We start from the raw sequence: 23,791 nt of genomic DNA, 5'->3' as shown, positions 1-23,791 counted from the left end.
TTGACCCCCGAGCGAGGTAGTCCGATGTCGATGTGGCGCGATCAAGGTCCCAACAAGAAAGACGGCGTTCCCGCAGCCCCTGAGGTCCCGGCTGCCGATGGGCGGCTGTTCACTGCCGAGGCCAGCCCGGCACCCCCGGTGCCCGCCGCCGCGCCACCGAGCGCCGCGCCCGCCGCGGCCACACCGCAGCGCCACAGCGAGGCCAAGGAATCGCTGATCGCCGCCGACATCAGCATCGAAGGCAAGATCGAGGGCGCCGGTCACGTGCGTCTGGCCGGCCGCTTCAAGGGCGATGTCAACGTCAAGGGCGATCTCACCATCGAGCGCGGCGCCAAGCTCAACGGCGGCGTGCGCGCCAACAAGGTGATCATCGCCGGAGAGCTGGAGGGCAATATCGAATCGGCCGCGCAGGTGGAGCTGCAGACCTCCGGCGTGCTGGTCGGCGACGTCAAGGCCGGCAGCCTGACCGTGGCCTCGGGTGCGCGCATGCGCGGCCAGGCAGATTTCGGCTGGGGCGAGGACACTGGCAAACCGGTCGTTGCGGCCAAGCCGGTCGTCAGCGGAGACAGCGACGCCACATGAGTGCGCCCCGCCCGGGCACGCCCGGTGCCACGCGCAGCTGCCCGCATTGCAAGGCGACGATCCTGGAAAGCGCCAGCGTCTGCCCTGCATGCAAGCACCACCTGCGCTTCGACTCGGCGGCGGCGCAGCACGCACAGCCGGCACCGATCGTGCCGCTCAAGGTCGACGGCACCATTCGCCATCCCGCCGATGGCGATCCATGGGAATACACCGTGGTGGTGGTGGTGCGTAACGGCAAGGGCGAGGAGATTCGGCGCCAGGTCGTGGACGTCGGCGCGATGCAGGGCGGCGAAGAGCGCGGCTTTACGCTGGCGGTGGAGGCGACTGCCGTGCGTTCGCCTGGACGGCGGTCGCGGCATTAGTGGTTGGGGCGGGGAATAGGGAATTGGGAATTGGGAATCGGCGCGGATGATGCCGGCTAGCGCGTGCGTGGGTGTTCGCTTTTGCGCGTCTTATTTTCCTGGTCTCAATTGACTGCTCCGATAAGGAACCGGGCGAGGCGTTGAGGTGCCCGTTGCATTCAAGGCGCAGCTCGCACCGCGCCAGGCGTTTGATCGATTCGCTCAATTTGCCTTGATGACGCACTCACGCAATGAGCAACCGGCGTCTGCAAGCGCTTGCCGCACCACAGCACCGATGCGTGCCATTCCCATTCTCAGGATCTGCACACCGGCTTGGCCAGAGTTGCCGCATGCGCAACGGCAACGAACAATCTGGCGACCTGGTGGTGCTTGGGCCCGAAGGCCTGTATTGCCCGCAGGGCGACTTCCATATCGATCCCTGGCGGCCGGTGCCGCGTGCGGTGATCACCCATGGGCATGGCGACCACGCACGCAGCGGCATGGGCGAATACCACTGCACGCACGAGAGTTTGCCGATCCTGCAGTGGCGCCTCGGCGAGCAGGTCTATCACACGCACGCCGACGGTGAAGCGTTCGAGCTGGGACGTGCGCGGGTGTCGTTGCACCCGGCCGGGCACGTGCTCGGCTCGGCGCAGGTGCGCATCGAAGTGGATGGCGAAGTCTGGGTCGCCTCCGGCGACTACAAACGCCAGCACGATCCCACCTGCAAGCCATTCGAAGTGGTGCCCTGCGACACCTTCATCACCGAAGCGACCTTCGGGCTGCCGGTGTATCGCTGGCCGGACACCTCCGATGTCGCGGCCGACATCGTCGCCTGGCGCCACGAATGCGCCGAGCGTGGCGAGGCGGCCATTCTGTACTGCTATGCCTTGGGCAAGGCGCAACGCGTGCTGGCCGAATTGCGCGCCTGGGACACGCAACCGGCGTTGCTGCATGGTGCGATCGCGGTGGGCGTGGAGGTGTATCGCCAGGCCGGCATCCCGATGCTGGACACCCAGCCGGTCAGCGAACATGCGCGTGGCGCCGACTATGCCGGGCAATTGGTGTTGGCGCCGCCATCGGCGGCCGGCAGTGCCTGGATCCGTCGCTTCCGGCATGCGCAGCAGGGCTTCGCATCGGGCTGGATGCGCATTCGCGGCAACCGCCGTCGGCGCAATTACGACCGCGGTTTTGTGGTCTCCGATCATGCCGATTGGCCGGACCTGCTGCGCACCATCGAAGACACCGGCGCACGGCGGGTGATCGCCACCCACGGCAACACCGATGCCTTGATCCAGCATCTGCTGGAACGTGGCATCGCTGCCGAAGCCTTCCGTACCGATTTCGGAGCCGAGGAATGAACCCCTTGCCTGCACATCGTTATGCGCGCGCCCGCCCACGGATCCGTTTGACCGGCGCGCTCGCGTTCGGCCGCCACGCATTGGCATTTCGCGTGCATCGCGCACTGCCGGCGGCAGTGATCGGGCCGCCACGGCCCTACCGGCGTGCGCGCTGCCTGGGCGCATTTACGCGGCGCGCGCTGGAGCTGCGTGCTGCCGACAACCGCACCAAGCTGCAAGGCCAGGCGTGAAGCGATTTGCCGCGTTGTACCGCACCCTGGACCGCAGCACCGGCACGCTCGACAAGCGTGCGGCCTTGGTCGCTTATTTCAGCAGTGCGCCGCCGCTGGATGCGGCGTGGGCGCTGTATCTGCTGGCCGGTGGCAAGGTGGCCGGCACGCGCATGCGCATCGCCAGCAGCGGCGAATTGCGCGAATGGATCACCGACACCGCCGGGATCGCCGACTGGCTGGTGGCCGACAGTTACGACCATGTCGGCGATCTGGCCGAGACCTTGGCCTTGTTGCTGGACGACCCGATCACCGACGCAGCCGATCTGCCGTTGGCCGACTGGATCGAACAACGGTTGCTGCCGATCGCCAACCAGGACATCGAGGTGCGCAAAGCCTGCATCGTGCAGGCGTGGCGCAGCCTGGCCTTCGACGAGCGCCTGGTGTTCAACAAGCTGCTGACCGGCGCCTTGCGCGTGGGCGTGTCGCAGCGCCTGGTGCAGCAGGCGCTGGCGGAGATGTCCGGGATCGAGATCGCACGGATTGCACAGCGCATGCTGGGCAGCTGGCGGCCGCATCCGACCTACCTGGCCAACCTGCTGACTGCCGAAGAACTGCCCGGCGATCGTCAACAGCCCTACCCGTTCTTTCTCGCATCGCCACTCGAATCCGAGGTCGAAACGCTGGGCGCGGTCGATGACTGGTTGCTGGAATGGAAGTGGGACGGCATTCGTCTGCAGCTGATCCGACGCGCTGGCGAAGCGGCGCTGTGGTCGCGTGGCGAAGAACGCCTGGATGGCCGCTTCCCGGAAATCGAACAGGCCGCGTTGCAGTTGCCCGATGGCACCGTCATCGACGGTGAGCTGTTGGCCTGGCAACCGGAACAGCCCTTGCCGATGCCGTTCACTGCCCTGCAAACGCGCATCCAGCGGCTCAAGCCCGGGCCAAAGACATTGGCAGCGGCGCCGGCGCGGGTGGTCGCCTACGATCTGCTCGAGCTGGATGGCGAAGACTTACGCGAGCGCCCCTTGCAGGAGCGCCGCGCGTTGCTGGAAGGGGTGCTGGGCACGCTCGCCGACCCGCGTATCGTCGCCTCGCCGCTGGTGCAGGTCGGCGACTGGCAGGCGGCCGCGCAGGTGCGCCTGGATGCACGCGAGCGCGGTGTGGAAGGGCTGATGCTCAAGCGCGCCAGCTCGATCTACCAGTCCGGCCGCCGACGCGGCGACTGGTGGAAATGGAAGATCGACCCGCTCACCATCGATGCGGTGCTGCTGTACGCGCAAGCCGGCCACGGCCGCCGCAGCACGCTGTACACCGACTACACCTTCGGGCTATGGCACGAGGGCCAACTGGTGCCGATCGCCAAGGCCTACTCGGGGCTGGACGACAAGGAGATCCTGCAGCTGGATCGCTGGATCCGCGCCAACACCACCGAGCGCTTCGGCCCGGTGCGTGCAGTCACCGCGCATCATGTCTTCGAGCTGGGGTTCGAAGCGGTCAACCGCAGCGCGCGGCACAAGTCCGGCATTGCGGTGCGTTTCCCACGCATCCTGCGCTGGCGGCAGGACAAGCCGATGAGCGAGGCCGATCACCTGAGCAGCCTGCAGGCGCTGGCACGGTGAGCGCTGCGGCGCAGACACGCGGCACGCCCTTGCAACAATGGCGTGCCTGGTTCGCGCAGCGCGGCTGGGCGCCGTTGCCGTTTCAACGCGATGTGTGGAAGCGCTATCTCGCTGGCGAATCCGGCTTGCTGCACACGCCGACCGGCAGCGGCAAGACGCTGGCGGCCTTCGGTGGGCCGCTGCTGGAGGCCTTGTCCACCCGTGGACGCAAGCCGGCGATCAAGCCCGCGCCGGCCGCGCGGCGACAACAGCAACGCACGCTGCAGGTGCTGTGGATCACGCCGCTGCGCGCACTCGCCGCCGATACCGCACGCGCCCTGCGCGAGCCGGTGGAGGCCTTGGGGCTGGATTGGCAGGTGGGCCTGCGTACCGGCGACGCCAGCGCGCGCGACAAACGGCTGGCGCGCAGCGGCAAACTCGATGTGCTGGTCACCACGCCCGAATCGCTGGCCTTGCTGTTGTCCTACCCCGACACCGCGCCGCAGTTGTCGGCGCTGCGCTGCGTGATCGTCGACGAATGGCATGAGCTGCTCGGCAACAAGCGCGGCGTGCTGCTGCAGCTGTGCCTGGCGCGCCTGCGCGGTTGGGCGCCGGAACTGCGCATCTGGGGCCTGTCGGCAACGCTGGGCAATCTGGCCCAGGCGCGCGACGTGCTGTTGCCGCATCGCCCGGATGCAGCGCTGGTGTCGGGCGTCAAACCCCGCGCGATGACCCTGGAGACGCTGCTGCCCGACAGCGGCGAGCGCTTTCCGTGGGCCGGGCATCTGGGTCTGGCGCAGCTGGCGCGCGTACTGCAGAAGATCATGCAGCAGCGCACCAGCCTGGTGTTCACCAATACGCGCGCACAGGCCGAGTTATGGCACCAGGCCTTGAGTGCGGTGTGGCCGGACGATCTGGCCACGCTCGCGTTGCATCACGGCTCGCTGGACCCGTCCTTGCGTGCGGCGGCCGAACATGGCTTGCGCGACGGCAGCCTGCGTTGCGTGGTCGCCACCTCCAGCCTGGACCTGGGCGTGGATTTCCCCGCCGTCGATCAGGTGCTGCAGGTCGGCAGCCCCAAGGGCATTGCGCGCCTGCTGCAACGTGCCGGCCGCGCGCGCCACCGTCCGGGCGAGTCCGGACATGTGGTGTGCGTCCCCTCGCATGCGCTGGAACTGGTGGAATACGCCGCGGCGCGGCGCGCCATCGTGCATGGTCAGATCGAGGCGCGACCACCGCCGCGCTTGTCGCTGGATGTGTTGGCGCAACACTGCGTCACCCTGGCATTGGGTGGCGGCTTTCAGGCCGATGCGTTGTTCGAGCAGGTGCGCGGTACCGATGCGTTTGCGGCGCTGGATCACGCCACCTGGCAGGCGGTGCTGGACTTCATCGTGCAAGGCGGCAGCGCGCTGGCGCATTACCCCGATTTCCATAAGGTCGTGCGCGACGAAGAGGGCGTGTATCGCGTCGTCGATCGGCGCGTCGCGCTGCGGCATCGCCTGTCCATCGGCACGATCACCAGCGACGGCAGCGTGCGCGTGCAGTTCCTGCGCGGCGGGCGTCTGGGCGCGGTGGAAGAACAGTTCGTCGGCCGTTTGCGCCGTGGCGATCGGTTTCAATTTGCCGGCCGTTTGCTGGAGCTGGTGCGGCTGGAAGACATGACCGCCTATGTGCGCGTGGCCAAGGGCGGTAGCGGCGTAGTGCCCAAGTGGATGGGCGGGCGAATTCCGTTGTCGTCGGCCCTGGGGCGTGAGGTCGAAGCGGTGTTTGCCGATCCCGGCGATGCACCGGAAATGCAGGCGCTGGCACCATTGCTGCGCCTGCAATCGTCCCTGTCCGCGTTGCCCGGCCCTGACCATTTAGTGGTGGAAAGCATCAAGGCGCGCGATGGCCGGCACGTGTTCGTGTATCCGTTCGCCGGCCGCCAGGTCAACGAAGGGCTGGCCGCGTTGCTGGCGGCGCGCTGGGGCCGGCGTCAGCGCAATACCTTCAGTTTTGCCGCCAACGATTACGGCTTTGTGCTGTCGCCGGCGCAGGACGTGGAACTCGACGCGGGCGTCCTGCAGGCGCTGCTGTCGCCGGAGGGCCTGTTCGCCGATCTGCGCTACAGCCTCAACCTGGGCGAGCTGGCGCGCCGCCAGTTCCGCGAGATCGCGCGCGTTGCCGGGCTGCTGTCGCCATCGCTGCCCGGCCGTGCACCCCGCAGCCTGCGCCAGCTGCAGGCCTCCAGCGGATTGCTGTACGACGTGTTGCAGCGTTTCGATCCCGATCATCTGCTGATTGCGCAGGCTGAGCGCGAAGTGTTCGAAGGCCAGCTCGAACTGGCGCGGCTTGCGCACGCACTGGAAGATTGCGCGCGGCGAGAACTACGCCTGTGCAAACCGCGCAGCCTCACCCCGTTGTCGTTTCCGTTATGGGCCGAACGCGTGCGCGGCCAGCTGAGTACCGAAGACTGGAAGGCCCGCGTGTTGCGCGCTGCCGAACAACTGGAGCGTAAACATGGGCGATAGCGTGCAGCTGCAGCTGGCCGGCGAAACGGTGGAACTGCTCGGCGAACGCGCACTGTATCGACCGGCACAGCGCGCCTTGTTGATCGCCGACCTGCATCTGGGCAAGGCCGATGTGTTCCGTCGCGCCGGCATCGGGATGCCGGCCGGCGGCACCGCGCACGATCTGGAGCGGCTGGATGCGCTGCTGGAGCAGCGCAGAGTGGACGCGTTATGGATACTCGGCGACCTGCTGCACGGACCGGCACCGCGCGCGGCCTGGCATCGCCGCTGGAGCGCATGGCGCGAGCGCCATTGCGCGTTGCGCGTGATCGCCATCCGCGGCAATCACGACCGCGCCTTGGCGGGCGCCGATCTGCATATCGAGCCGGCCGGCGAACAGGTCGAAGATGGCCCCTTCGTGCTGCGCCACGATCCGCTGCCGCATCCGACCGGGCACGTGCTGTGCGGGCATCTGCATCCGCTGGCCGCGCTGCCGGGCATGTCGCGTCGCTGGCCGGCGTTCTGGTTGCGCGAGCGCGTCACCATCCTGCCGGCGTTCTCGCATTTCACTGCGGGCGTCGTGCCGACGCTGGTCGAAGGCGAACGCCTGGTCGCCTGCGTGGAAGACGATGCGCTGGCATTGCCGGTGCGTTAGCGGGCGCGGCCGTGCGTGGGCCGCGACGGCCTCTATGCGGCCGCTTCGGTCTTGTCGACGGCCACACGCGGCACCGGTTGCGACAACGCTTCCACAAACTCCGGCGCCAATGCCAGTTTGCCGAACCAGCCGTGCTGGGTGCCGCTGAGCACGCGCAACATGTGTCCGCGCCCGCCGGGCACGCGCCCCATCGGGTGCAGCAGCAGGTCGCGCCCGTGCGCCCACAGATCGCGTTCGGACTGGAACAACGGCGTCAGCCAACGGCTCCAGCGGTGGTAGATCGCCACATGCGCCTGGCGCTCGCGCTGGTAGCGCTGCAAGGCCGCATCCAGATCGGCACCGGCCCGCAAGGCATCGCGCAGCGCCAACGCGTCCAGCAGCGCCATGTTGACGCCCTGCCCCAGCTGCGGACTCATCGCATGCGCAGCATCGCCGGCCAGCACGAAACGGCCGCGATGCCAGCGCGTGACCACTGCGTCGCGATAACTGGCACGCGCCAGTGCGCCCTGCACTTGCACGCTGTCCAGACGCGCATGCGCCTGCGGCCACATCTGCGCGATCTCCTCGCGCCATGCGGCAATGCCGCGCTGTTCCCACGCGGAAAAATCGCTGCACGGCAGGCTCCAGAAAAAACTCAGCCGCGGAGTGTCGTCGCCCGAGCGCGTGCCCACCGGCAGCAGGCCGATCATCTTGCGCGCGCCGATGTAGCGCTGGCGCAACTCGTCGACAAACGGCCAGTCCTCGCGCGGCAGCAGACACCACAATGCCCCCCACGGATACACCCGATCCAGCCGCGTGCCCTGGGCCTGCGCGCGCAAGGTCGATGCGGAACCATCGGCGGCGATGATCAGATCGTAGCGGCCATGCCATTGCCCGCGTTGGTCCTGCACGCGCACGCCGTCGTGATCGATGGCGGTGATCTGCGTATCCACATGCAGTTGCGCGTGCTCCGGCCAGGCCTCGCGCAACAGCGTGAACAAGGCGCCGCGCTGCATCCCCAGGCCCATCAGCCGCGCATCCAGGTCGCGATACTGCATGTCCATCACCGCGCGTCCGCACGGCGTTTCGCCATACAGCCGGCGCACCGGCGCGCCATGCGCAAGCGCCTGCGGCAGCAATCCCATCTTCCACAGCACCTGCAAGCCGCTGGGCTGCAGCAGGAACCCTGCGCCCACTGGCCCGGGCGCGGCAGCGCGTTCGAACACGTCCAGTCGATGCCCGTCGGCGCCCAGCAGCACGGCCAGTGCCTGCCCCGCCGTGCCATAGCCCACTACCGCAATGCGCAATGCTCGCTGCATGTCCTTCGCTCTTTAGGACGGCACCGACCCCGCATGGACCGATGCAAAAAAACCCCGCCGTGGCGGGGTTCTTCAACCGCACAATCGAGTCACATCACTCGACCGGCGTGATGTTCGAAGCCTGGGCACCCTTTGGGCCCTGGGTCACGTCATAACTGACGCGCTGGCCTTCCTGCAGGCTGCGGAAGCCCTTGGAGTTGATCGCGGAGAAGTGCGCGAAGACATCGGCGCTGCCGTCCTCCGGTGAGATGAAGCCAAATCCCTTGGCGTCGTTGAACCACTTGACGGTACCGTTCGGCATGGTGATGCGAGACCTTTGCAATAATTAATGGGTGGTGTACGGCGATGCGTACGCGCCGAGTATGCAAAGCTTATGCCCCGATGACAATCACCCGCGTGCAAGTTCGCCGATCAGCTCCGGCAATCCGGACGAGGCGGCATCGACGTTGGCCAACACCTCCGCCATGGTGATTTCCTGCGCGTCGCCGCAGCCGGCCGCCCAGTTGGCCACGATCGCCAAACACGCGTATTCCAGGCCTTTTTCGCGTGCAAGACCGGCTTCCGGCATGCCGGTCATGCCGACCAGATCGCAGCCGTCGCGACGCATGCGGGCGATCTCTGCAATCGTTTCCAGTCGCGGCCCCTGGGTGGCGCCGTAGCATCCGCCGGCAACCATCGTGACGCCGGTCACCTTGGCGGCGGCGATGACCTTGCTGCGAAACATCGGCGAATACGGATGGCCGAAATCCACGTGCTGCACCTCGCTGCCCGGCTCTTCGCAGAAGGTGGACACGCGGCCCCAGGTGTAGTCGATCAGCTGATCCGGGCACGCCAGCACACGCGGACCGAACTGCTCGGTGATGCCGCCGACGGTGTTGAGCGCCAGCACGCGCGCAGCGCCGATTTGCTGCAGCGCAGCGATGTTTGCGCGGTAATTCACCTTGTGCGGCGGCAGCGAATGGCCTTCGCCATGGCGCGCCAGGAATGCCACGCGGTGGCCCAGCAACATGCCCACGCGGATCGGGCCGGAAGGCGCGCCATACGGCGTTTCGATAGCGTACGTCTGCACCTGATCCAGCTGGGCGAGCTTGTAGACGCCAGTGCCGCCGATGACGGCCAATGCGATGGAAGTGGGGGACACAAGCAACCTCTGCTACAAAAGACATGACGGTGCGCGCAGGCCTGCGCGCCGGGCTGCCCGCAGCAACGCGGGCAAACTGCGGCAGTTACTGCTTCATCGCGTAGATGGCGGGAATGCCGCGCAGCTGCTCGTTGACGTCCATGCCGAAACCGAACACGTAACGGTCGGCCACTTCCACGCCGACATAATCGGCGGCAACGCCGGGCACGCAACGGTCGTGACGCTTGACGGTCAGCACCGCCACGCGCACGTCGGTGGCGCCCTGCTCCAGGCACCACTGGCGCACGCCCTGCAGCGTGTAGCCCTCGTCGAGGATGTCGTCGACCAGGATCACCCGGCGGCCGAACAGCGCAGTGGCCGGACGGTGCTTCCACACCAGCTCGCCGCCGGTGGTTTCGCCGCGATACCGGGTGGCGTGCAGGTAATCGAACTGCAGGTCCTGGCCGCGTGCACCCAGCTCCAGCGCCAGCTGGCCGGAGAACGGCAGCGCGCCGTGCATGATGGTGAGATACACCGGCACTTCGCCGGCATAGTCGCGCGCGATCGCGTCGGCGATGCTGGCAACGGCCGCATCGATGGCGGGGCGGTCGACCAGCAGGTCGGCTTGGGCCAGGGCCTGGGAAATGGTGAGCGTGGACATCAGGCAGTTGTTCCGAAAGAGGCGGAAAGGGGAGTGGTGAATGCGGCGTCGGAGCCGGCGAGCAGGCCATCCCAGCCCAGCGCGCCGCGGCCGATCAGGCCGATCAATGCTGCGGTATTGAGGCTGCGGCCTTGTACGGCCTGCAGGGATTCATCGACCAGCTCCGGGTGGCAGACCAGTACCACGTCGCAGCCGGCGTCCAGATGCGCATGCACCCGGCCCGCCACGCCGCCAGCGCTGAACGAGGCGGCCATGCCGATGTCGTCGGAGAACACCACGCCGCGAAAGCCCAGTTGCCCGCGCAGGATCTGCTCGATCCAGCGCTGCGAATAGCCGGCCGGTTCCGGGGCGACCTGCGGGTAGACCACGTGCGCCATCATCACCGCGTCGGCACCGGCTGCGATACCGGCCACGAACGGCAGCAGATCTTCGGCCAGCAGGACATCAAGCGGCCGCGGGTCGCTGGCATGGTCGACGTGGGTATCTTCCAGCACGGTGCCGTGGCCGGGGAAATGCTTGAGCGTGGCGGCCATGCCAGCGCCGTGCAGCGCCTGCACATAGGCGCGGGTGAAGCTGGCCACGATCTGCGGATCGTCGCTGAAGGCACGATCGCCGATGGCGCGGTTGCCACGGCCCAGATCCACCACCGGCGCGAAGCTCAGGTCCACACCGCTGGCACGCACTTCGCTGGCCATCAGCTGCGCATGCGCGCGCGCCGCGGAGAGCGCGGCCTCGGGATCCTGCGCATACTGCGCGCCGAAGCTCTGCAGCGGCGCCAGGGCGCTGTAACCGTCGCGGAACCGCTGTACGCGCCCGCCTTCCTGGTCCACGCAGATCAGCACCGGGCGCGGTGCGGCCGCGCGGATGGACGCAGACAGCGCGGCCACCTGCGTGCGCGAGGCGAAGTTGCGCGTGAACAGCACCACGCCGGCGACCGCGTCGTGCTGCAGCCAGTCGCGCTCCTGTGCGCTGAGTTCGGTACCGGCGACGCCGATCAGAAGCATGTTGGGGGGACTCCCGGGCCAGGCGCCACGTTGGCGCAGCGCGGCATTGTCGCAGATGCGCGTTGCAGCGTCAGATCGCGCATTCAGGCAAGTCCGTGTTTCCGGCCGTCTCGGCCCGGCCGCCGCCTTCCGGCTGCCCCTCAGAGCCGCTCCAGATTCGCCCGCCAATGCACGGCCTGCGCCTGCACCTGCCCCAGCGCCTCCGGTGCCATGCCGTCGAGCTGTCGGTACGGCAACGCCAGGCGCTCGTTGGCGCCCAGCAGCGTGCGCTGCCGCGCCAGGAAATCCCAGTACAGCGCGTTGTACGGGCAGGCCTGCGCGCCGACCCGCGCCTTGCGCTGGTACCGGCAGCCACCGCAGTAATCGCTCATGCGGTCGATATAGGCCGCGCCGCTGATGTACGGCTTGCTGCCCAGCAGGCCGCCGTCGGCGAACTGGCTCATGCCGACCGTATTGGGCAGCTCCACCCACTCAAACGCATCGATATAGACGCCCAGGTACCAGCGATGCAGCGCCTGCGGATCCAGTCCTGCCAGCAGCGCGAAATTGCCGATCACCATCAGCCGCTGGATATGGTGCGCATGCGCGTTGGACAGCGAATTGCCGATCGCATCGGCCAGGCAGCGCATGCCGATCTGCCCGTCCCAGAACCAGTGCGGTAGCGGCGCATGCTGAGCGAGGCGATTGGATTGCGCATAACCGGGCATCTGCGACCAATACACGCCGCGCACGTATTCGCGCCAGCCCAGGATCTGGCGGATGAAGCCCTCCACCGATGCCAGCGGCGCATGCCCGTCATGCCATGCCGCTTCCGCACGCGCAATCACCTCGCGCGGATGCAGCAGCTTGACGTTGAGCGCAAACGACAACAGCGAATGGAACAGCCGCGGGCTGCGCGTGCTCATCGCATCTTCGTAGCGACCGAAGTGCGGTAGCGCATGCGTGACGAAGGCATCCAGGTGCTGCAAGGCTTCGTCGCGGTCCAGCGGCCACGGCAGCGCGTCGGCATTGGGCGCGCCGAAGCTGCGTACCCCGGCTGCCTCGATGACGCTCCACAGCGCGTGGTGATCGTGCGCTGCGCGCCACTCCTGCGGCGCGGGCGGATCGCCCGGCCATGGCGCACGGTTGTCGTGATCGAAATTCCAGCGCCCGCCTTCCGGCTCGCCTGCGGCATCGAGCAGGATCCGGTGGCGCCGACGCATGCGCCGATAGAACGCTTCCATGCGCCATGCGCCGCCCGCGCGGAAACACCCCGCCACCTCATCGCGTTCGCTCAGGAAATGCTCGCTGTCGACCACGCGCGTGGCGAACGGCTGGCGTGCGCGCCAGTGCTGCAATGCTTGGTCCAGCCGCCATTCGTCCGGCGCCTGGTACTCCAGCTGGCCGGCGCGGTAATGCGCCATCAGCGCGTCCAGATTGGCGGGAATCGATTGCCGATTGCTGGGGCTGTCGATGGCCACGTAACGCACCCGATGACCGGCCTGCCGCAAGCGCGCGGCGAACGCGCGCATCGCCGCGAAGATCGCCAGGATCTTCTGCGCGCGGTGCAGCACGTAGTCGGTTTCCTCGCGCACTTCCATCAGCACGTAGACCACGCCCGCCTCGGTTGCATCGAACCAGCTGTGTTGTGGATTGAGTTGATCGCCCAGGATCAGGCGCAGCGTGTGCGCGGCTACCTGCGGATTACGCCCGGCTGCGGTCGCGTTGGGATCGCTCATCTATGCCGGACTCCTGCATGCCAGCAACGCCTGGCAACGATTGAGCTCGCAAGGGCATGCGCACTGCACGACGGCACGTGCTCCGTCATGCCTGCGCGACCAATCTGCGTTGGCGAACGGCCTGGTGTGCGTAGGCCTGCTGCCTCCAAGTGCCAGTGCCTCTCCCGCTGCGCATGCCACCGCATCAATCCTGCCCGCTGCAGGCGGCATCGCCGGCGCACACACGCCTTGCCAACGCCACACCGCTCTGCCAGGCACCTTCGACCTTGCCCCCGGCCAACCAGTCGCCGCAGATGCCGATACCCAGCCGCGCCTCCCAGGCACAGCCGATCTGCAAGGCCGGATCGGTGCTGGCAACCGTCCAGCGATAGGCGTCGCAGGACTGCGGCAGAGGCAGGCCAAGCGCGGCCAACGCGGGCAACACGCGGGCAATCACTGTTTCAGGCGTTGCGTCCAGATTCGCCCGACTCCAATCGGCAGTGGCATGCAGCAGCCAGGTTCCCACGCCCTCTCGCCCCGGCTTGCTGGAGTTGCGGGCCGCCCAGCGCAACGGGCCGGCGTTGACGAACAGGGCGTCGTACCCGGGGTCGACCGGCATGTCGAAACGCGCCACCACTGCCCAGGCCGGCTGCATCCGCGCGCCGGCGGCAAGCGTCGCCAGTGTGGGCGCGATGTCCGCCAGCAACGTAGCTGCAAGCGGTGCCGGCACCGCCAGCAGCACGGTGTCGAAGCAGCAACTGCGTGTGGTCGCATCTTCCGCCACCTCCAGTTGCCAGGTGTCGCCCTCGCGCTGCAGCGATCGCACAGAGCTGCCCAACCGAACATTGAGGGCCGCCGCAAGCGCACGCGCCGGTGCGGCCATGTCCGGCACCCCGACAAAGCGCGTCAACCCGCCGTGTGACGCACGCATGTCGGCGCCATCCCAACTGGCGACGCGCGCAGGCCAGACCGCCGCGACGCCGCGCGCGATCCATGCCTCCACCACCGCGGCAAACGCCCGGTCACGTGCGGTGAAATACTGCGCGCCGTGATCGCATTGCCAGCCATCGCCGCCACAGCTGCGCATGCGTCCGCCGGGCACATCGCCCTGCTCGAACAGCGTCACGGCCAATCCTGACGCCTGCAGACGTTGCGCGCAGGCAAGCCCGGCCAGCCCGGCGCCGATCACCGCAACCGTCTTCGATGGGGTGGGCCGCGTCATCTCGTCAGCGGCAGGCCGTTGCCACACGCCGCCAGCCGTTCACACCGCGCAGCCGTCCGGCCCGCAGGTATCGGGACCGCCGATCGGCGCCGATTCGGCCGCCAGCTGCAACAGTGCCTGCGCGAAGCTTTCCGGCGGCTGCGCGCCCTGGATCAGGCTGCGTCCATCGATGACGAAACTGGGCACTGCACGGATTCCCAACGCAGCGGCTTGCGCCAGTTGCGCTTCCACCGCAACGACGCCTTCGTCGCAGTCCAGCAGGGCGCGCACGCGGGCCTCGTCCAGACCGCCGGCGGCCCCGGCGGACACCAGCGTTTGGGTCGCGCCGATGTCCTGGCCTTCGGCAAAATACGCATGGAACAGCGCTTCGATCACGGCCTGGACATCGCCCTCGCGGCTGGCCAGCCAGATCAGCCGATGCGCGCGCAGGGTGCTGACCTGCACCTGCCCACGCGCGAAATCGAACGGCAGGCCTTCGGCGCGCGCAGTGGCCTGGGTCTGCGCCAGCATCTGCTCCACGCGCGCGGCACCGCCGAACTTTTGCGCCAGCGCATCACGCAGCGGGGTCGGCTCCAGGCCAGCATCTGGGTCCAGCTGGAAGGCGTGGTAATGGATGTCCAGCGCCGCTGCCTGCGCACCGAGTGCGGCCACCGCCTGCTCGAAACGGCGCTTGCCGATCCAGCACCAGGGGCAGACCACGTCAGACCAGATATCGATGCGCATGGGCGGGGATTGGAGATTCGTCATTGGGGACTCGCAAAGCATAAACCCAATACCAAGGCAGGGACTGGGGGGGGGCGCAACGCAATCAGCCCCAACTCCGACGCATCGCGTTAGCTTTTACGAATCCCGAATGCCCAATCCCGAATCCCGACCTACAAATCCCCGCTCCAGTGCTTGAACGGGTGCGAGGCCAGCGCCAGGTTGTAATAGCGCACGTCGTCGGTGACCTCCGCGCCAGTCCATTCGGGTTTGGCGAAAGCCTCGCCCGCATCGTCGAGTTCGATCTCGGCCACCACCAGCCCGGCGTTGTCGCCGAGGAATTCGTCCACTTCCCACACATGCCCCTGGTACTGGACCAGATGCCTGCGCTTGTCGATCAGGCCGCCGACACACAGCGCCAACAGCGCACGCGCCTCGACGACCGGAATCGGATACTCGAACTCCTGCCGCGTGTGCCCCACCTCACGCGATTTCAGGTTGAGAAACGCGCTCTCGCCCTGGATGCGCACCCGCACCGACGCGTTCTGCGCACCGCTGCGCAATGCCGCCTGGTCGTTGATATAGCCCTGCGCCATCGGGATCACCGCATGGGCGGCACTGCGCCAGCCATCGCCGGTCACCAGGAATTTGCGTTCGATTTCGATGGGCATGGGATTTTGGGGATTAGAGATTCGGGATTGGGGATTGGTCACAGCGGCTAACTGGCGGGCTTAGGGAATGCGCTCCTGCGAATCCCCAATGCCCAATCCCCAATCACCGCCTTTCGAACACCGCAATGCTCTCCACATGTGCGGTGTGCGGAAACATGTCCATCGCGCCGGCGGCCTTGAGCGTGAAGCCCTGCTCGTTGACCAGGTAGCCGGCATCGCGCGCCAGCGAGCCGGGGTGGCAGCTCACATAGACGATGCGCTCGAACTTTTTCAGCGGCAACTGCTGCAGCACTTCCAGCGCGCCCGAGCGCGGCGGGTCCAGCAGCAGCTTGTCGAAGCCCTGCCGCATCCACTCAGCGTTGCGCTGGTCTTGGGTCAGGTCGGCCGCATAGAACTGCGCGTTTGCCAGACCGTTGCGCTGCGCGTTGTCCCTGGCGCGCGCCACCAGCCCGGCATCGCCCTCCACACCGACCACTTCACGCACGCCGCGCGCCAACGGCAGGGTGAAATTGCCCAGCCCACAGAACAGGTCCAGCACGCGGTCGTCCGGCCTGGCGTCGAGCAGTGCCAGCGCATGCGCGATCATTTTCTGGTTGAGCGAGGCGTTGACCTGGATGAAGTCCAGCGGCCGGAACGCCAGCTCCACATCCCACTGCGGCAGGCGGAACGACAGTGGCACTTCCTGCGGCCACAGCGGATGCACGCTATCCACGCCGCCCGGCTGCAGGAAGATCGCAAAGCCCTGCGCCTGGGCGAACGCGGTCAGCGCCTGCAGATCGCGCTCGCTGAGCGGCTGCAGATGACGGATGGTCAATACCACCGCGTCGTCGCCGGCGATGAATTCGATCTGCGGGATGTCGCGCTTTCCGTCCAAACCTTCGACCAGCGCCGCCAGCTGCGGAACCTTCTCGCCGATCTGCGGGATCACCGTGTAGCAGACCGACAGATCGGCCACGAAACGCGGATCCAGCTCGCGAAACCCCACCAGGGTCTTGTCCTTCTTTTCGACGCGCCGGACCGAAAAGCGGCCCTTGCGCCGATAGCCCCAGGTATCGCCGACCAGGGCCGGCAACACCGCCTGCGGCGTGACGTGTCCGATGCGCTCCAGGTTGTCCATCAACACGCGCTGCTTGGCCACGATCTGCTGCGACTCTTCCAGATGCTGCAGGACGCAGCCGGCGCAGACGCCGAAATGCGGGCAGCGCGGGGTCACCCGCTGCGGCGACGCCTCCAGCACCTCCACCGTCCTGGCCTCGTCGAAATGCCGGCTGCGCGCGGTGGGTTCGGCACGCACCAGTTCGCCGGGCAAGGCGCCACTGATGAAGGTGACCTTGCCGCCCTCGCCGTCGCGGCGGGCCACACCGCGCCCGTCGTGACTGAGGTCGGTGATCGCGGTCTGGAACGGAGTACGGTCGAGGCGGTTTCGGGTTCTGGCCACGTGGCGACAAGCTGCGGGCAAAAAGGGTGCGTATTGTCGCAGATGCGATCGATCGCGGCCGCTTCGCGCGATGGAACAATTGTCGCGCCCTGCAAACACAGGCACACTTCCGCTGCACGCGCCTGCTAGGACGCGGCATCGCTGACAAGGAGGCAGCATGAACATGGCCACACGCCACGAACCCCAACCACGACTCTTGCTGGTAGAGGACGACCCGATCAGCCGTGGCTTTCTGCAGGCGGTGCTGGGAGGTCTTCCCGCTCATGTGGACTGCGCAGACTCCTTGTCTTCGGCACTGGACCGCGCGCGCGAACGTCGCCACGACCTGTGGCTGATCGATGTCAATCTTCCCGATGGCACCGGCAGCGGCCTGCTACGCGCATTGCGCCTGCTGCACCCGGACGTGCCTGCACTGGCTCATACCGCGGACACCGCTACGGCGATGCAACGCAGCCTGCAGTCCGATGGCTTTCTGGAAATGCTGGTCAAGCCACTGACCTCCGAGCGCCTGCTGCAGGCGGTGCGTCGCGGACTGGCGCGCGGCCGCTACAGCGTGGCGCCGGTGGGTGTGGTCGACATCGCCGCCAGCGATTGGGACGAAGCGGCCGCGCTCAGCGCCCTCAACGGCCAGCAACATCATCTCAACGCGCTGCGCGAGTTGTTTCTGGCCGAGTTGCCGGGCACCCGCGACGCGGTGGACTCGGCCTTGCAGGTCAGCGACGATCAGGCACTGCGCGGCCATCTGCACCGGCTGCAGGCCAGCTGCGGATTTGTCGGCGCGGCGCGGCTTGCCGGCGCAGTGCGCCTGCTGCGCGGCGACCCGCATTCCAGCACGGCGCAGACGCAGTTCCATGCGGCGGTGGCCGCATTGCTGCACTGAGGGGCGACTGCGTCGATGTCCCCGGGCTCGGCACAGCGTCAGCGATCGGAACAGGCGACATCGAGCACCACGCGTGCACGATGGGTCCGCATGGAGTCCAACGCGCATCTGTCTACTACTGGCCAGGTTTGGTTGACCGGCCTTTCGCTCCTCAACGCCGCCGCGCCAGATCCTCGAGCATTTCCCAGGATTTCAGCCCGCGTCCGCTCAGATGGTGCAGCAGCACGCCCCGCATGCTGCGACGCAGGCCCGGCATGTCGTCGGCTGCGGGCATGACATCCTGGCCCAACGCCAGCAGCGCCGCGCCGGTGACGGTGTCGCGCCGATCCTGTGCCATCGCCTCGCTCAAGACGCGCAACGCGCCTTCCTGAGGATCGAGCCGGTAGCGCGCCGCCGGGTCGATCGGTTGGCCGTCGCGGTCGTGCTGCAGATCGAACGCCACGCCCAGGCCATCGAGCACATCGCGCTCGAACTGGCGCAGCCCCCAGGCCAGCGGCAGGTCCGATGCCAGATGCGCACGCGCCTGCGCATAGCAATCGAACAGCTCTGGCACCGGGTCGTTGCGCGGCGCCAGGCGCAGCAGCAATTCGCTGATATAGAAGCCGGCCAGCATGGATTCGCCCGCCAGCCGGGGTGCGGTATCCAGCGCCTCGGCCTGACGCAACTGGGCCAGTTCGCCGCGTTGCACCGCCGTGAACTGGATCAGTTGCAGTGGCTGCAGCGCGGCCCGCAAGGCCTGCTTGCGTGGCCCGTGCACCCCGCGCGCCAATAGCCCGACCCGACCATGCTGCTCGGTCAGCACCTCCACCAGCAGGCTGGTCTCGCGCCAGGCGCGCACATGCAGGACGAAACCGCGTTCGTGTTCGATCAGCATGATCTGTTATGCGGCAAGGGGCGCAACTGCAGGACAGAAGACCGGCTGCCGGCAGTGACCGCTGTGAGCCACTCCCGGCAGCGCACATGATCGCACCGGCCACCGATATCAGCCGCGGTGGCCAGGCGCGATCCGGTGCATCGGGACATCGCTTGCATCGCAGCTCCACGCCAGTGCCGGTGTAGGCGATCACTTCGGCAGGCCGTCAGCATCTCATCTGCACCGGCGCCGGCCAGGACCTCACTCGTATCCGAACGCCTTCAATGCCGCTTCGTCGTCCGACCAGCCTTCGCGCACGCGCACCCAGGTCTCCAGGAACACCTTGGCACCGAACAGGCGCTCCATCTGCAGCCGCGCCTTGCCGCCGATGTCCTTCAGACGGGTGCCGCCCTTGCCGATCACGATCGCCTTCTGGCCTTCGCGCTCGACCCAGATCACCGCGCCGATGCGCAGCAGCGCACCATCTTCGGCAAAGCGTTCGATCTCCACCGTGGTGGCATACGGCAATTCTTCGCCGAGTTGCCGCATCAACTGCTCACGTACCAGTTCCCCGGCCAGGAAGCGCTGACTGCGGTCGGTGATCTCGTCCTCGCCGAACATCGCTTCGGCCTCCGGCACCAGCTTGAGCAGGTCGCCGACCAACGCCTCCAGGCCCTTGCGCTTGAGCGCCGACACCGGATGCACCGCAGCGAACGTACGCCCCTGGCTGACCTGGGCCAGGAACGGGAACAGCGCGGTCTTGTCCTTGAGCCGGTCGACCTTGTTGACCACCAGCACCACCGGCACGTCGGCATCGCTCAGGACATTGAAGGCCAGGGTGTCTTCCTCGTCCCAACGGCCGGCTTCGATCACCAGCACCGCCGCGTCCACGCCTTCCAGCGAGCCGCGCGCGGCGCGGTTCATCACCCGGTTCATGGCGCGCTTCTGCTCGCGATGCAGTCCGGGCGTGTCGACCAGCACCAGCTGCCCCTCGGGAAAGGTGGCAATGCCCAGCAACCGGTGGCGCGTGGTCTGCGGCCGGTTGGACACGATGCTGACCTTGGCGCCGACCAGGGCATTGGTCAGGGTGGACTTGCCGACATTGGGACGGCCGATCACGGCGACGCTGCCGCTACGGTGGGGGGAAGAGGTTTCGCTCACGTGTTTGAATCCAGTTGTGCGATGACGAGGGTGGCCGCCTGTTGCTCGGCAAGGCGACGCGAGGTGCCCTGGCCTTCGGCGCGGGCGACGGGCTGTTCCAGAATGCAGGCGACATGGAACTGCTTGGCATGTTCGTCGCCGCTTTCACTGATCAACGCGTAATTGGGCAGCGGGAGTTGCCGCGCCTGCAGCCATTCCTGCAGCCGGGTCTTGGGATCTTTTTCAGCCTTGCCCACCGGCAGCGCAGCCAATGAAGGCTCGAACCAGGGCAGCACCACCTCACGGCAACGCTCGAAGCCACAGTCCAGATAGATCGCTGCGACGATCGCTTCGACCGCATCGGCCAGGATCGAATCGCGCCGGTGTCCACCGGATTTCAGCTCGCCCGGACCGAGCGTCAGCCGCTCGCCCAGATTCAGCGTGCGGCCGATGACGGCCAGCGCCCCCTCGCGCACGAGTTCGGCGCGTGCACGGGTCAATGCGCCTTCGTCGGCCTTGGGCCAGCGCTGATACAGCGCCTCGGCGATCAGCAGATTGACGATGCCGTCGCCGAGGAATTCCAGCCGTTCGTTATGCGGGGTCCCGGCGCTGCGATGCCGCAGTGCCTGGGCGAGCAGACCCGGATCGGCAAACGCGTGCCCGATCGGATCGCCACGCTGGAAAGTTCTATTGCCCACCACGTCCAGTCATGTCCTGCGATGTATCGAATTTGCCGACCACATCGAGATTGCCGATCATTTCGCGACGCACTTCGTAGTTGACCTTCATGCGCCAGCCACCTTCGATACGCTCGAACTTGACGTCTTCTTTTTTGACGTTTTCCGAGTAATTGATGTACAGCCGACGGAAGAACAGATCCTGCAACTTGGACGGATCCATCTCACCGGCGCCGGGCTCTTTGGCCAGCCCCTTCATCGCTGTGCGCACGGAATAATATTCCTGATACATCGGAAACAGCTTCATTCCCAAGTACAGGCCAAACCCCACCACCGCCAGCACCACCACGAACGACGTCAACGTCATACCGCTCTGCTTGCGCTTCATTGTGCTTCCCCTGGCACGCCGTGCGTGCATTTACTGGATTCCGGTCCCGATCCGCGACGGATCGAAACTCCCCTTGCAGAACCACCCTTCGCAATTGAGCCAGATCAGGAACGCCTTGCCGCGCAGATTGGCTTCCGGCAGAAAGTGCGTCTGGGTCCAGAATCGGCTGTCTTCGCTGTTGTCGCGATTATCCCCCATCACGAAATAGCTGGCGGCCGGTACGGTCCAGTCGCCCTGCCCGGCCGGCATGTTGCGATCCACCCATTCCAGCACGGTGTGCGTGCGGCCCGGCAAGTCCTCGACCAGCAGCGTGGTGCCGGTCATCTCGGCGCCCTTGCCCTTGCCGATGTACTCGCCCTTGACCGTGTAGCGCATCGGCTTGTCGTTGATGTACAGCGTATCGCCGTGGAAACCGATCTTATCGCCCGGCAGGCCGACCACGCGCTTGATCCAGTTCTGGTCGGGCGCATGCGGCGGCTTGAATACCACCACATCGCCACGCTTGGGCTCGCCGGTGGGGATGAACTTGGTGTTGGTGATCGGCAGACGGAAGCCGTAAGCGAACTTGTTGACCAGGATGAAGTCGCCGATCAGCAGATTGGGCATCATCGAACTGGACGGAATCTTGTACGGCTCGGCCACGAAGCTGCGCAGGATCAGCACCACCGCCAACACCGGAAAGAACGCGCGCGAGTAATCGATGATCGCCGGCTCGCTGTCCAGCAGCCCGGCACGTGCGGCGCGGCGCTTGGCCAGAAACAACTTGTCCAGCAGCCAGATGAAGCCGGTGCCCAGCGTCAGTACGACCAGGGCGATTTCAAACCATTTCATTGATGTTCCTTTCGGAAAGGGAATCGAGAATCGAGAATGGGGAATCGGAACAGCAGGAGCGCTTGCGCCCTTACGATTCCCGATTCCCGATTTAACATTCCCAGCTACTTATCCATCTGCAGGACAGCCAGGAAGGCCTCTTGCGGAATCTCCACGCGGCCGACCTGCTTCATGCGCTTCTTGCCTTCTTTCTGCTTTTCCAGCAGCTTTTTCTTGCGCGAAACGTCGCCACCATAGCACTTGGCCAACACGTTCTTGCGCATCGCCTTGACCGTGGAGCGCGAGATGATCTGCGCGCCGACGGCGGCTTGAATTGCCACGTCGAACATCTGCCGCGGGATCAATTCCTTCATCTTCTCGCACAGTTCGCGGCCACGCCGATCGGCGTAGCTGCGGTGCACGATGATGCTCAGCGCGTCGACCTTGTCGCCGTTGATCAGCGTGTCCACACGTACGAACGGGCCGGCATCGAAACGCAGGAAGTGATAATCCAGCGAGGCGTAACCGCGCGAGACCGACTTGAGCTTGTCAAAGAAATCCAGCACCACTTCGGCCATCGGCAACTCGTAGCTGATCTGCACCTGGCTGCCCAGGTAATTGATGCCGATCTGGCTGCCGCGCTTTTCTTCGCACAAGGTGATGATGTTGCCGACGTAATCGGGCGGTGTGAGGATGTTGGCGCGAATGATCGGCTCGCGGATCTCTTGCACATGGTTCAACGGCGGCAGCTTGGACGGGTTGTCCATCGGGATCACGCTGCCGTCGGTCTTGAGCACTTCATAGACGACGGTCGGCGCGGTCGAAATCAGATTGAGGTTGTACTCGCGCTCCAGCCGCTCCTGCACGATTTCCATGTGCAGCATGCCCAGGAAACCGCAGCGGAAGCCGAAGCCCATCGCCTCGGAACTTTCCGGCTCGAAACGCAGCGCCGCATCGTTCAGACGCAGCTTGTCCAGCGCTTCGCGCAGGTCCGGATAATCCTCGGCATCGACCGGGAACAGGCCGGCGAACACGCGCGGCTGCATTTCCTGGAAACCGGGCAGCGCATGCGGTGCCGGGTCGGCCGCCAGGGTCAGTGTGTCGCCGACCGGTGCGCCGTGCACGTCCTTGATCGAGGCGTTGATCCAACCCACTTCGCCGGCGCCCAACGCGGGCAATTCCTTGCGCTTGGGGGTGAACACGCCGACCTTGTCGACCAGATGCGTGCGGCCGGTGGACATCACCAGGATCTTGCTGCCCGGCTTGATCTCACCCTGCATCACGCGTACCAGCGAGACCACGCCCAGGTAGTTGTCGAACCAGGAGTCGATGATCAGCGCCTGCAGCTTGTCGGTATCGCGCGGCTTGGGCGGCGGAATGCGCTGCACGATCGCTTCCAGCACCAGATCGACGTTGAAGCCGGTCTTGGCACTGACCGCCACCGCGTCTTCGGCATCGATGCCGATCACCGCTTCGATCTCGGCCTTGGCGCGCTCGATGTCGGCGGTGGGCAGGTCGATCTTGTTGAGTACCGGCACCACTTCCAGGCCCTGCTCCACCGCGGTGTAGCAATTGGCGACCGATTGCGCTTCCACGCCCTGGGCCGCATCCACCACCAGCAACGCGCCTTCGCACGCGGCCAGCGAGCGGCTGACTTCATAGGAGAAGTCCACATGCCCGGGGGTGTCGATGAAGTTCAGTTGGTAGACCTGCCCGTCCTTCGCCGTGTACGGCAAGGACACCGACTGCGCCTTGATCGTGATGCCACGCTCGCGCTCGATCGGGTTGGAGTCGAGCACCTGGGCTTCCATCTCGCGCGCCTGAAGGCCGCCGCACAGCTGGATGATCCGGTCGGCCAGGGTAGATTTCCCGTGGTCGACGTGGGCGATGATGGAGAAGTTGCGGATATGATTCATAGGGGGTGGGATCTAACCACCATTATAAAGCTCACAGCCTTTAATGATGTCACCTCACGAGAATTATTGCAAATAA

Annotated in this window: 24 protein-coding genes; 8 read left to right on the top strand and 16 right to left on the bottom strand. The window is 66.4% G+C overall.

The features are described 5' to 3' along the window. The first annotated feature begins 24 nt into the window (after positions 1–24). From XARJCFBP2528_RS01015 to pdeM, 7 genes are all read left to right on the top strand, one after another. Positions 25–582, top strand: a complete 558-nt coding sequence (locus XARJCFBP2528_RS01015; RefSeq protein WP_016903722.1) for a bactofilin family protein — start codon at positions 25–27, stop codon at positions 580–582. Next, complete coding sequence (locus XARJCFBP2528_RS01010; RefSeq protein WP_016903723.1) at positions 579–944, top strand: hypothetical protein; 366 nt, start codon at positions 579–581, stop codon at positions 942–944. Before XARJCFBP2528_RS01015 ends, XARJCFBP2528_RS01010 begins: the two co-directional genes overlap by 4 nt. A gap of 329 nt (positions 945–1,273) precedes the next feature. Further along, positions 1,274–2,284, top strand: coding sequence for a ligase-associated DNA damage response exonuclease (locus tag XARJCFBP2528_RS01005; RefSeq protein ID WP_016903724.1), 1,011 nt, complete (start codon positions 1,274–1,276; stop codon positions 2,282–2,284). Then, positions 2,281–2,514 (top strand): hypothetical protein, encoded by a 234-nt coding sequence (locus XARJCFBP2528_RS01000; RefSeq protein WP_016903725.1) that lies wholly within the window; start codon positions 2,281–2,283, stop codon positions 2,512–2,514. The genes XARJCFBP2528_RS01005 and XARJCFBP2528_RS01000 overlap by 4 nt, the downstream gene beginning before the upstream one ends. Continuing rightward, positions 2,511–4,115, top strand: coding sequence for an ATP-dependent DNA ligase (locus XARJCFBP2528_RS00995; protein WP_016903726.1), 1,605 nt, complete (start codon positions 2,511–2,513; stop codon positions 4,113–4,115). The genes XARJCFBP2528_RS01000 and XARJCFBP2528_RS00995 overlap by 4 nt, the downstream gene beginning before the upstream one ends. Continuing rightward, positions 4,112–6,604 carry a ligase-associated DNA damage response DEXH box helicase gene (locus XARJCFBP2528_RS00990; protein WP_016903727.1) on the top strand — a complete coding sequence of 831 codons (2,493 nt, stop codon included), beginning with the start codon at positions 4,112–4,114 and terminating at the stop codon, positions 6,602–6,604. Before XARJCFBP2528_RS00995 ends, XARJCFBP2528_RS00990 begins: the two co-directional genes overlap by 4 nt. Next, entirely contained in the window at positions 6,594–7,238 is a 645-nt protein-coding gene (gene pdeM / locus XARJCFBP2528_RS00985; RefSeq protein WP_016903728.1) for a ligase-associated DNA damage response endonuclease PdeM, read from the top strand. The genes XARJCFBP2528_RS00990 and pdeM overlap by 11 nt, the downstream gene beginning before the upstream one ends. Positions 7,239–7,270: 32 nt before the next feature. On the opposite strand, the gene XARJCFBP2528_RS00980 is transcribed toward pdeM, so the two are convergent. The 10 genes from XARJCFBP2528_RS00980 to rlmD all read right to left on the bottom strand — a co-directional run bounded on the left by XARJCFBP2528_RS00980 (position 7,271) and on the right by rlmD (position 17,051). Beyond that, positions 7,271–8,536 (bottom strand): FAD-dependent oxidoreductase, encoded by a 1,266-nt coding sequence (locus tag XARJCFBP2528_RS00980; RefSeq protein ID WP_016903729.1) that lies wholly within the window; start codon positions 8,534–8,536, stop codon positions 7,271–7,273. A gap of 94 nt (positions 8,537–8,630) precedes the next feature. Then, on the bottom strand, positions 8,631–8,837 hold the full coding sequence (gene cspE, locus XARJCFBP2528_RS00975; RefSeq protein ID WP_003488188.1) for a transcription antiterminator/RNA stability regulator CspE: 207 nt from the start codon (positions 8,835–8,837) through the stop codon (positions 8,631–8,633). A gap of 87 nt (positions 8,838–8,924) precedes the next feature. Beyond that, positions 8,925–9,677, bottom strand: coding sequence for an S-methyl-5'-thioinosine phosphorylase (locus XARJCFBP2528_RS00970; protein WP_026064628.1), 753 nt, complete (start codon positions 9,675–9,677; stop codon positions 8,925–8,927). Between the two features lie 85 nt (positions 9,678–9,762). Beyond that, entirely contained in the window at positions 9,763–10,317 is a 555-nt protein-coding gene (locus XARJCFBP2528_RS00965; protein ID WP_016903731.1) for a hypoxanthine-guanine phosphoribosyltransferase, read from the bottom strand. Then, positions 10,317–11,321, bottom strand: a complete 1,005-nt coding sequence (nagZ, locus tag XARJCFBP2528_RS00960; RefSeq protein ID WP_016903732.1) for a beta-N-acetylhexosaminidase — start codon at positions 11,319–11,321, stop codon at positions 10,317–10,319. Before nagZ ends, XARJCFBP2528_RS00965 begins: the two co-directional genes overlap by 1 nt. Before the next feature lie 140 nt (positions 11,322–11,461). After that, the gene (locus XARJCFBP2528_RS00955; RefSeq protein ID WP_016903733.1) at positions 11,462–13,039 is read right to left on the bottom strand and encodes a cryptochrome/photolyase family protein; all 1,578 of its coding nucleotides are present in this window, start codon (positions 13,037–13,039) and stop codon (positions 11,462–11,464) included. Between the two features lie 184 nt (positions 13,040–13,223). Then, on the bottom strand, positions 13,224–14,240 hold the full coding sequence (locus tag XARJCFBP2528_RS00950) for an NAD(P)/FAD-dependent oxidoreductase (RefSeq protein ID WP_026064629.1): 1,017 nt from the start codon (positions 14,238–14,240) through the stop codon (positions 13,224–13,226). A 39-nt stretch (positions 14,241–14,279) separates the two neighbouring features. Further along, a complete protein-coding gene (locus XARJCFBP2528_RS00945) occupies positions 14,280–14,963 on the bottom strand; it encodes a DsbA family oxidoreductase (RefSeq protein WP_016903735.1) in 684 nt (227 codons plus the stop codon). A 152-nt stretch (positions 14,964–15,115) separates the two neighbouring features. Then, on the bottom strand, positions 15,116–15,613 hold the full coding sequence (locus XARJCFBP2528_RS00940) for a CYTH domain-containing protein (RefSeq protein WP_016903736.1): 498 nt from the start codon (positions 15,611–15,613) through the stop codon (positions 15,116–15,118). Between the two features lie 103 nt (positions 15,614–15,716). Further along, the gene (rlmD, locus tag XARJCFBP2528_RS00935) at positions 15,717–17,051 is read right to left on the bottom strand and encodes a 23S rRNA (uracil(1939)-C(5))-methyltransferase RlmD (protein WP_026064630.1); all 1,335 of its coding nucleotides are present in this window, start codon (positions 17,049–17,051) and stop codon (positions 15,717–15,719) included. Positions 17,052–17,208: 157 nt separating this feature from the next. On the opposite strand from rlmD, the gene XARJCFBP2528_RS00930 reads away from it, so the two are divergent. Further along, positions 17,209–17,931: a response regulator gene (locus XARJCFBP2528_RS00930; protein WP_026064631.1), complete on the top strand. Its 723-nt coding sequence runs from the start codon at positions 17,209–17,211 to the stop codon at positions 17,929–17,931. 151 nt (positions 17,932–18,082) lie between these two features. Here the strand turns inward: XARJCFBP2528_RS00930 and recO are convergent, their stop codons facing one another. From recO to lepA, 6 genes are all read right to left on the bottom strand, one after another. Beyond that, positions 18,083–18,805, bottom strand: coding sequence for a DNA repair protein RecO (gene recO / locus XARJCFBP2528_RS00925; RefSeq protein ID WP_047124203.1), 723 nt, complete (start codon positions 18,803–18,805; stop codon positions 18,083–18,085). Positions 18,806–19,045: 240 nt separating this feature from the next. Continuing rightward, the gene (gene era / locus XARJCFBP2528_RS00920; protein WP_026064645.1) at positions 19,046–19,945 is read right to left on the bottom strand and encodes a GTPase Era; all 900 of its coding nucleotides are present in this window, start codon (positions 19,943–19,945) and stop codon (positions 19,046–19,048) included. After that, positions 19,942–20,622, bottom strand: coding sequence for a ribonuclease III (gene rnc / locus XARJCFBP2528_RS00915; protein ID WP_023903249.1), 681 nt, complete (start codon positions 20,620–20,622; stop codon positions 19,942–19,944). The genes era and rnc overlap by 4 nt, the downstream gene beginning before the upstream one ends. After that, on the bottom strand, positions 20,612–21,019 hold the full coding sequence (locus XARJCFBP2528_RS00910; RefSeq protein WP_026064646.1) for a DUF4845 domain-containing protein: 408 nt from the start codon (positions 21,017–21,019) through the stop codon (positions 20,612–20,614). Before XARJCFBP2528_RS00910 ends, rnc begins: the two co-directional genes overlap by 11 nt. Then, positions 21,020–21,820, bottom strand: a complete 801-nt coding sequence (gene lepB, locus XARJCFBP2528_RS00905) for a signal peptidase I (protein WP_016903795.1) — start codon at positions 21,818–21,820, stop codon at positions 21,020–21,022. A gap of 104 nt (positions 21,821–21,924) precedes the next feature. Beyond that, on the bottom strand, positions 21,925–23,715 hold the full coding sequence (gene lepA / locus XARJCFBP2528_RS00900; RefSeq protein WP_016903796.1) for a translation elongation factor 4: 1,791 nt from the start codon (positions 23,713–23,715) through the stop codon (positions 21,925–21,927). Positions 23,716–23,791 lie beyond the last annotated feature (76 nt).

The organism is Xanthomonas arboricola pv. juglandis (genome assembly GCF_001013475.1).
GTDB lineage: Bacteria > Pseudomonadota > Gammaproteobacteria > Xanthomonadales > Xanthomonadaceae > Xanthomonas > Xanthomonas arboricola.
Note: the sequence above shows the minus strand (reverse complement) of the source record. Positions and strands in the feature narration are given on the sequence as shown.